This is a genomic window from Halomonas sp., from assembly GCF_014859505.1.
Classification (GTDB): Bacteria; Pseudomonadota; Gammaproteobacteria; order Pseudomonadales; family Halomonadaceae; genus Halomonas.
The window spans coordinates 1-7,553 of the sequence record NZ_JACUUD010000123.1 but is presented as its reverse complement, the minus strand read 5'-3'; the positions used below and the strand labels follow the sequence as shown (position 1 = coordinate 7,553).

At 69.0% G+C, this 7,553-nt stretch carries 6 protein-coding genes; 2 read left to right on the top strand and 4 right to left on the bottom strand.

What is annotated here, in order from left to right; genetic code table 11:
• On the top strand, positions 1-1,727 hold a 1,727-nt coding region (locus IBX53_RS13235), incomplete at its 5' end, for a mechanosensitive ion channel domain-containing protein (protein WP_290909996.1).
• Positions 1,728-1,849: 122 nt separating this feature from the next.
• Here the strand turns inward: IBX53_RS13235 and IBX53_RS13230 are convergent.
• The 4 genes from IBX53_RS13230 to hemC are packed head-to-tail and all read right to left on the bottom strand — an operon-like array spanning position 1,850 to position 6,411.
• Complete coding sequence (locus IBX53_RS13230) at positions 1,850-3,172, bottom strand: heme biosynthesis HemY N-terminal domain-containing protein (RefSeq protein WP_290909994.1); 1,323 nt, start codon at positions 3,170-3,172, stop codon at positions 1,850-1,852.
• Positions 3,169-4,668 (bottom strand): uroporphyrinogen-III C-methyltransferase, encoded by a 1,500-nt coding sequence (locus IBX53_RS13225; protein ID WP_290909992.1) that lies wholly within the window; start codon positions 4,666-4,668, stop codon positions 3,169-3,171. Before IBX53_RS13225 ends, IBX53_RS13230 begins: the two co-directional genes overlap by 4 nt.
• Positions 4,669-4,675: 7 nt before the next feature.
• The gene (locus IBX53_RS13220; protein WP_290909991.1) at positions 4,676-5,470 is read right to left on the bottom strand and encodes a uroporphyrinogen-III synthase; all 795 of its coding nucleotides are present in this window, start codon (positions 5,468-5,470) and stop codon (positions 4,676-4,678) included.
• Positions 5,470-6,411, bottom strand: a complete 942-nt coding sequence (gene hemC, locus IBX53_RS13215) for a hydroxymethylbilane synthase (RefSeq protein ID WP_290909989.1) — start codon at positions 6,409-6,411, stop codon at positions 5,470-5,472. The genes IBX53_RS13220 and hemC overlap by 1 nt, the downstream gene beginning before the upstream one ends.
• Before the next feature lie 258 nt (positions 6,412-6,669).
• On the opposite strand from hemC, the gene argH reads away from it, so the two are divergent.
• Positions 6,670-7,553, top strand: an 884-nt coding sequence (gene argH, locus IBX53_RS13210; protein WP_290909987.1) for an argininosuccinate lyase, incomplete at its 3' end; no start/stop codon positions are given.

Here is a 7,553-nt window from a genome sequence, read left to right as displayed (position 1 = left end):
TCGCCACCTTCGCCATCGGCGAGACCGGCGAGCTCTCCACCCGCGCCTCGCTGTTCCTCAATGCCTTCCTGGTGATCGAGCTGCTCAAGGCGGCGCTGCGGGTGCTCTTCTCGTCGCGCTACGAGGGGCTGCGCCTGCTGCCCATCACCGCCGCCGAGGCCTCATACTGGAACCGCTGGATCGCCCGGCTGATCGGCCTGGTGGGCTACGGCCTGATGGTGGTGGTGCCGCTGATCAACGTCTACATCGCCCCGGCCCTGGGCCAGGGGGTCGGCACCCTGATCATGTTCGGCGCCTTCCTCTACGCGGTGATCGTGGTGATGAAGAATCGCCTGCGCCTGCGCGATGCCCTCAACGACAAGGCGAGCCGCGCCACCATGGCCGCCAGCCGCGTGAGCCTGCAGCTCTTCGCCCGCACCTGGCACCTCTTCGCCCTGGCCTACTTCGTGATGGTGCTGGTGGTGACCCTGACGCGCCCGGTGGATGCCCTGCCCTTCGTGCTCTTCGCCACCCTCAGGACCATCGCCGCCGTAGTGGTGGGCCTGCTGCTCTCCAGCTTCCTGACCCAGACCATCGGCCGGCGCATCACCCTCTCCGAGGAGCTGCGCCGCAAGCTGCCGCTGCTCGAGGCCCGCCTCAACAGCTACGTGCCCAATGCCCTGCGGGTGATCCGCACCGTGATCCTGATCCTGGTGATCATGCTGGTGCTCAGCGCCTGGGGCGCCTTCGACCTGGCGGGCTGGTACGCCTCCGAGGCGGGTCGCGGCCTGGTCGGCAAGGTGGTCAGCGTGGCGATGATCCTGGTGATCGCCATCGGCGCCTGGCTCGGCCTGGCCAGCCTGATCGAGCACAAGCTCAATCCCGAGACGGGCGCCGGCGAGCCCGACGCCCGGGCCAAGACCCTGCTGACGCTGTTCCGCAACGCCCTGGCCATCGCTCTGGTCACCATGACAGCGATGATCGTGCTGGCCGAGATCGGCATCAACATCGGCCCGCTGATCGCCGGTGCCGGTGTGCTGGGCCTGGCCATCGGTTTCGGCGCCCAGAAGCTGGTCCAGGACATCATCACCGGGGTCTTCATCCAGGTGGAGAACGCCATGAACACCGGGGACGTGGTCACCGTGGGCGGCATCACCGGCACCGCGGAGCGCCTGAGCATCCGCTCGGTGGGCATCCGCGACCTCAACGGCACCTACCACATCGTGCCCTTCTCCAGCGTGGATACCGTCTCCAACTACATGCGCGAGTTCGGCTACCACGTGGGCGAGTACGGCATCGCCTACCGCGAGAGCATCGACGACGCCATCGTGGCGCTGCGCGAGGCCTTCGACGAGCTGGCCGGCGACGAGGAGCACAAGATGAACATCCTCGCCCCGCTGGAGGTTGCCGGCGTCGTCGCCCTGGCCGACAGCTCGGTGAACATCCGCGTGCGCATCAAGACCACCCCGGGCACCCAGTGGGCCACCGGCCGCGCCTACAACCGCCTGGTCAAGTTGCACTTCGACGGCAAGGGCATCGAGATCCCCTTCCCCCACACCACTCTCTACTTCGGGGTCGGCAAGGAGGGCGAGGCGCCCCCCGCGAACCTGCGCCTCATGCAGCAGAACTTCGACATCGACGGGCGCCCCGGCGGCCAGCCGCGCTCCGCTGAAAGCAGCCGCGCCGGCGAGGAGGACCCGCGCTCGAAGCCCAACCCCGAGTTCAAGGGTGATTTCGACGAGGATTGAGCCGCCGGCTCGGCGCCCTCACAACACGCTCGCAACGTATAAGGCGGGGCTGCCATCGGCAGCCCCGCCTTTATCTTGTTGAGGACAAAGCCAGAGAGGGCGCCGATTGGCGCCTTCTGACCTCAGGCAGACTTCTTCTCGTCGGCCTTGTGTCCTGCCGACGTGTCGCCCTTGTCCACGGCACCCTCGGGCTTCGCCCTGGAGGGCGTCTTCTCGCCCAGCACGTCCTTGTCCTCGCGGGGCTGTGGCAGCGAGGGCAGCGACTTGTCGAGCATCTCCACGCTCTGGCGGTAGTAGAGCTGGCTCTTGTTGTGCTCGCCCAGGTTGGCATACAGGCGCGCCAGTTCGGCACACACCACGCCGCTGGGGCGCTGGCGCTGGCTCGCCTCGAAGTACTCCTGGGCCTTGCCCCAGTAGGCGTTGCGCAGGGCCAGGCGGCCCAGGGTGAGCAGCAGGTCCGGGTCGTTGGGCCGTTCCTGCAACCACTTCTCGGCGGTGACCAGCTGGCGGGCGGCGTCGACGTCGAGCAGGCCGTAGCGCAGCACCAGGCGGCTGTCCCAGTGCTCCTTGAGCGAGTGGCGCAGCAGCCGCTCGGCGATGGGCTCCTGGCGGCCGCGCACCAGCGCCTCGGCGTAGAGCACGATCATATCGATGTTGCCGCGCAGGTGGTCGGGCATGTCGGCCCACAGGCCGCGCACCTTCTCGATATCGCTGCCCTCGCGAGCCTCGCGTACGATCAGCTCGCGATAGGCGCGCTGCTCGAGCTGGTCCCGCTCCTCCTTCGAGATCAGCTGCTGGGCGCCCAGGCGAGGCATCAGCCGGCGCAGGCCGTCCCAGTCGCTGACGCTCAGGTAGGCCTGCTTGAGCTGCTTGAGCACCTGGGGGTGGTTGGGCAGCTGGCGGTCCAGGCGGGTGAGGATGGCCAGCGCCTCCTCGTACTGCTGGCGGTCCAGCATCAGCTGGGCCTGCATCATGCCCACCGCGGTATCGGCGCCCTCGGTGCTCAGGTGCGCCCGCTTGAGCAGGGTGTCGGCCTGGTCGAAGCGGCCCTGGTAGTGGGCCGCCAGGGCGGCGGAAAGGTAGTTGACCAGCGGGGTACTGGAGTCGTCCGCCGCCTTGACCAGGGACTTCTCGGCCTTCTTCCAGCGGCCCTCGGCCAGCGCCACCAGGCCGCGCACGGTGCGCTTCATGGCATTGCGGTTGCGGGTGCGGCTGTTCCATACCTTGAAGCGCGAGACCGGGCGGGTCAGGCGCATCAGCACGCGCAGGGCGAAGTGCAGCACCAGGAAGCCGGCCAGCAGGATGACCAGCCCGAACCAGAAGGAGGTCTGGAAGGAGACGTCACCCACTCGCACCAGCCAGTAGCCGGGCACGGACATCATCAGCTGGCCGAACAGCGCGCCCAGCGCCAGGCCGAGGACGACGATCAGGATCAGCTTTCTCATGCGTCATCTCCCCGGCGCGACTCGAAGCGGCGCTCGATGAAGGTGGCCAGGGCCTGCTGGGAGCCACTGATATCCGGAAGCTCCGGGCGGATCGCCTGGGCCTTGAGTTCGCGCAGGCTCGCGACGACCGACTGCACACCGGAAGCAGAGGTGTCGTAGTAGCCCTCGATCAGGGTCAGGGCCTTGTCGAGACTCGCCTCGAAGAGCGCCTGCTCCTCCTTGAGCAGCGCCAGCTGGGACTGCTCCAGTACCAGACGCACGCTCTGACGCAGGTAGGACTCCTGCTCCGGGGTGATCAGCGCCTCAAGCTCGGCGTCGTGGTAGCGGATGGTGACCAGTTCCTTGAGCTCCTGGCCGAAGCGCGAAAGCTGCTGCTGCCAGTTGCCGGTCGGCGCCTCCTCCATCCCGGAGCGCACGGTGATCTCCTCGATCTCCTGGGAGAGCGGCTGGGAAGCGATCTGCTGCTGCTGGGCGTTGAGCGACAGCCACAGGCCGGTGCGATCGACCCGCGGCACGGCGTCCAGCGCCGCCAGCTCACTGGCAATCTCGCGGCGGATCGGCACCAGGGCGGGGTTGTCCGCCTCGCGCAGGCGGTCATCGGCGGTGCGCAGCAGGGCCGCGGCGCCCTGAACATCGCGCTCCAGCTGCAGGCGCTGGTTGGCCAGGCGCAGCAGGTAGGCGGCCTCGGCGTGGAGCCAGTCGCGCTCGTCGGTCTCCTGCTCGCTGGAGAGCTCGTCGAGCACCCGGTCGAGGGTCTGGTTGACCTCGCCGCGATAATCGGCGAACTCCCCCTGCAGGGCCTCGATGGCGCCGTCCAGGGCGGCATCGCGTTCGCTCTCGCCCTGGTCGAGGCGGTTCTCCAGGCCCGCCAGGTCCGCGGCGCTGGCAAACTGGCCGGAGGCGGCCTCCAGCTCACTGATGCGCGCCTGCTGGGCATCGAGTTTCTGCCACGCCTGCCAGCCGAACAGCGCCACGGCGATGGCGAGCAGGATCACCAGCACGATGGCGGCGAGACCCGCCTTGCCGCCCTTGCCGTCACCGCCGCTGGCCGGGCGAGCCGCACCGCCTGCGCCGCTGCCGCCGGAAACCGGCCTGGGCTCGGCAGGCTTGCCCTTGCCGGCAGCGCCGGAGGGCCTGTCGGATGAGGCCTTGTCGGTGCCGGCGGACTTCTCGGTGCTGGCGGACTGGGGAGCGGCTGGCTTGGCCGGGGCGGCGGCCGTGGTCGCATTGCCGGCAGCAGTGGCGTCTGGCTTGCCGGCAGCCTGGGCCGTGTCGCCCTTGCCCCGGTTATCGTCGGGGGTTGGCGTATCCGGCTTTTCCGCCGCCTTGACGGGCTCTGCCGAGCCCTGGGAGGCCGCGTTCTGGCTGGCCTTGTCATAGCGCCGAGAGCGTCGTCGGCTCTGGGGATTGCCCTTCCCGGCGTCGCCGCCCGAGGTCGCCGATTGCGCGCCGTCAGACGCCTTCTGTTCGTCCTGCTCGTGTGGTTGCTTGCTCATCTTGTCGCTAGCCCTTTTCGAGATCGTCGTGATCGACATCGGCTTCCTGCGGGTGACAGGCGGCGGTCAGCGCCACCGTCAGTGCGGTCGGCGTGGCGCCGGACGCCACGACAGGGGCACGAAACCCCAGCTTGCTGGCCAGTGTAGCCAACCGGGTGCTGGAAACGATTAGCGGTTGGTTCAAGGCGACGCCCTGACACCATCTTGCCAGATGTTCGAGGATTTCTCCGCTGCTGACCACCAGGGCACGAAAGTCACCCTGAGCCAGGCGGCGCTGCATGTCGGGGGAAGGAGGGAGCGGGATGCGACGATAGACCGCCAGCCGGATCACCCGGGCGCCGCGTGCGGCAAGGGTCTCGGCCAGCAGCGTGCGCCCCCCTTCGCCGGCCACCAGCAGGACCTTCTCGCCCGCCAGGCCCTGCAGGGAGCCCAACTGCAGCAGCGCTTCGCTGGTATCCTCCCCGGTCTCGGCAGTCGGCACATGTACCCGCACCCCGAGCCGCCGGTGCAGGGTGTCTGCGGTGGCCGCTCCCACGGCGTAGTAGTCGATGCCCACGGGAAGCTGCGGCCAGAAGCGGTCCAGCGCCTCGGCCAGGCACTCGGCGGCAAAGGGGCTCACCACCACCACCCGGCGGAACTGGTCGACATCGAGCCAGGCAGCGCGCTGCTCCTCCGTCTCGGGCAGCGCCTCCAGGCGCAGCGCCTCGAGGCGGGTCACCGGCAGGCCGCAGGCCTCGATGGCCGCAGCCAGCACGTCGCCCCTTTCGCCGGGCCGGGTGATGACGACCGGTGGGCCCTCCATCAGTCGGCGCCGTAGACCTCGGCGAGAATCTCGCCGGCGCCCTGGTCGAGCAGTTCCTCTGCCACACGGATGCCCAGCGCCTCCGGCTCGTGGATCGAACCACGCCCCTCGGCGCGCAGCACCCGGCGGCCATCCGGCGTCCCCACCAGGGCACGCAGCCATAGGGTCTGGCCGTCGTTCTCGAACACCGCATGGCCACCGATGGGAACCTGACAGCCGCCCTCCAGGCGGGTGTTCATGGCCCGCTCGGCGCGCACTCGGGTCGCCGTGGCCGCATCATCCAGCGGCGCCAGCAACGAGATCAGCTCGGGATCATGAAGGCGACACTCGATGCCGAGCGCCCCCTGGCCGCAGGCCGGCAGGCAGACCTCCGGAGGCAGCTCCATGGCGATACGCTCGTCGAGGCCCAGGCGGCGCAGGCCGGAGGTCGCCAGCAGGATGGCGTCGAACTCGCCGGCGTCGAGCTTGCCGAGGCGCGTCTGGACGTTGCCGCGCAGGCTGAGGACCTCGAGGTCGGGCCGCGCCTCCTGCATCTGCAGGCCGCGACGCAGGCTCGAGGTGCCGACGCGCGCGCCCTCGGGCAGCTCATCCAGGCTGGCATAGTGGTTGGAGACGAAGGCGTCGGTGGCCTCGGCCCCCTCCAGGATCACCGACAGCCCCAGCCCCTCGGGGAAGTGCATCGGCACGTCCTTCATGGAGTGCACGGCGATGTCGGCACGGCCGTCGAGCATCGCCTCCTCCAGCTCCTTCACGAACAGGCCCTTGCCGCCCACCTTGGCCAGCGGCGTATCGAGAATCTTGTCGCCGCGGGTGGCCATGGCCACCAGCTCCACCTCGAGCCCGGGATGGGCGGCCAGGAGGCGGTCGCGGACATGTTCGGCCTGCCACATGGCCAGTTGACTCTTGCGCGTGGCAATACGCAGCTTGGTGATGGCTTGCACGAGATTCTCCCTGTCCCGGTTCCCCTGCCGGCGTCCAGCATCGCCGACGCCCGTTGGTATTGGCATTTTCTAAACAGCATATAGGCTCTCATCATAAAGCACCCGGCAGGGCAGGAGAAATCGACGCCCCGGGCGGCCCCTCGCCACGCCGACGGACTCTGGTACACTGCCTGGCATGTCCAGCCAGCGCCGCCGTGGCGGCGCCGGGGCCCTGTGGCCCCGCTTCACCGCAACCCGTTACGCAGGATGCCCAGCCCGATGAGCGCAGATTCCACCACCGCCGGCACCAACCAGTCCTGGGGCGGCCGCTTCAACGAGCCCACCGACGCCTTCGTCGCCCGCTTCACCGCCTCGGTCGACTTCGACCAGCGCCTCGCCGTCCACGACATCCAGGGCTCCATCGCCCATGCCACCATGCTGGCCAGGGTCGGCGTGCTCACCGAGGCCGAGCGTGACGCCATCATCGACGGGCTGACCGAGATCCGCGACGAGATCGAGCGCGGCGAATTCCAGTGGTCCGTGGCGCTGGAAGACGTGCACATGAACATCGAGGCGCGGCTCACCGACAAGATCGGCATCACCGGCAAGAAGCTGCATACCGGCCGCTCGCGCAACGACCAGGTGGCCACCGATATCCGTCTCTTCCTGCGCGACGAGATCGACCGGGTGGCCGCCGAGCTGGGCCGCCTGCGCCGCGGCCTGATCGAGCTGGCCGACCGCGAGGCCGACACCATCATGCCCGGCTTCACCCACCTGCAGACGGCCCAGCCGGTCACCTTCGGCCACCACCTGCTGGCCTGGCACGAGATGCTGGCCCGAGACCACGAGCGCCTGCTCGACTGCCGCCGCCGGCTCAACGTGATGCCGCTGGGCGCCGCGGCCCTGGCCGGCACCACCTACCCCATCGACCGCCACGTCACCGCCGAGCTGCTGGGCTTCGCGCGTCCCGCCGAGAACAGCCTGGACGCGGTGAGCGATCGCGACTTCGCCATCGAGTTCACTAGCTTCGCCAGCATCCTGCTGATGCACCTGTCACGCATGAGCGAGGAGCTGGTGCTGTGGACCAGCGCCCAGTTCGACTTCATCGACCTGCCCGACCGCTTCTGCACCGGCTCCTCGATCATGCCGCAGAAGAAGAATCC

Excerpts from the sequence above, each read along its gene's own strand:
- IBX53_RS13230 (WP_290909994.1), bottom strand. The coding sequence starts at position 3,172 with ATGAGAAAGCTGATCCTGATCGTCGTCCTCGGCCTGGCGCTGGGCGCG.
- IBX53_RS13220 (WP_290909991.1), bottom strand. The coding sequence starts at position 5,470 with ATGGAGGGCCCACCGGTCGTCATCACCCGGCCCGGCGAAAGGGGCGAC.
- IBX53_RS13225 (WP_290909992.1), bottom strand. The coding sequence starts at position 4,668 with ATGAGCAAGCAACCACACGAGCAGGACGAACAGAAGGCGTCTGACGGC.